We start from the raw sequence: 809 nt of genomic DNA on the forward strand, positions 1-809 counted from the left end.
GGACCGCCCTGCTCCTCCTCTTCCTCGGCCAGGGCGTCCTCGTGGCTGCGGACGACCTCGCCGTCGCGGATCTCGCCGCGCCAGCTGTCCTCGGCCTCGCCCTTGATCGTGATGAAGCGGGCGAAGTTCTTCAGGTCGAGCCGGGCGCGGCGGCCCTGGGCGCGCCAGATGTTGCCGGTCTTCTCGAAGAAGCCCGAGGGGTAGTACTCGATGACCAGCAGGACCCGGGTCAGGTTGTCGGCGAGCTTGTGGAACGAGACGACGCCCTTGGTGGTGCCCTTGGCGCCCTCCGAGCTCCAGGCGATCCGGTCGTCGGGCACCTGCTCGGTGGTCGTCGCCTTCCAGCTGCGGTTGGACCACCAGATCTTCGCCTGCCAGTCCGACGTGGTGTCGTCGGCCTTGTTGGCGCTCTTCACGCCCTTGGCGAAGGTGCTGAAGTCCTGGTACTGCGTCCACTGGTCGTACGCGGTGCGCAGCGGCACGCCGACGTCGATGTGCTCGATGATGACGGTCGGCTTGTTGCCGGACGACTTCTTGCGCTTGCCCTTGCCGCCGCCGAGGTTCTTCAGGGCGCCCTTGACGCTGTCCTTGGCCCGGCCGGCGCCGAGTTCCACGGCGGTGCGCAGCGGGCCCTTGCCCTCGGCGAGTTTCCTGCCGCCGTCGACGGCGAGCTTGGCGAAGCCGGGGCTGTTGCCCTCGGCGATGTCGTTCAGCTTGCCGGTGGTCTCGCCCAGCTTGTGGCCGACGCCGGTCAGCAGCCGGGTGGCCTGGGCGGCGAGGTAGTCCTGCAGCTCCGCCTTGAGCCGGTC

1 protein-coding gene is annotated in these 809 nt (G+C 69.1%); it reads right to left on the minus strand.

The annotated features are described in order from the left end of the window. A partial coding sequence (locus tag LPA54_RS33530; protein ID WP_228984489.1) for an SRPBCC family protein occupies positions 1–809 on the minus strand: 809 nt, incomplete at both ends.

This window comes from Streptomyces sp. DH12, assembly GCF_020873895.1.
Taxonomy (GTDB): domain Bacteria; phylum Actinomycetota; class Actinomycetes; order Streptomycetales; family Streptomycetaceae; genus Streptomyces.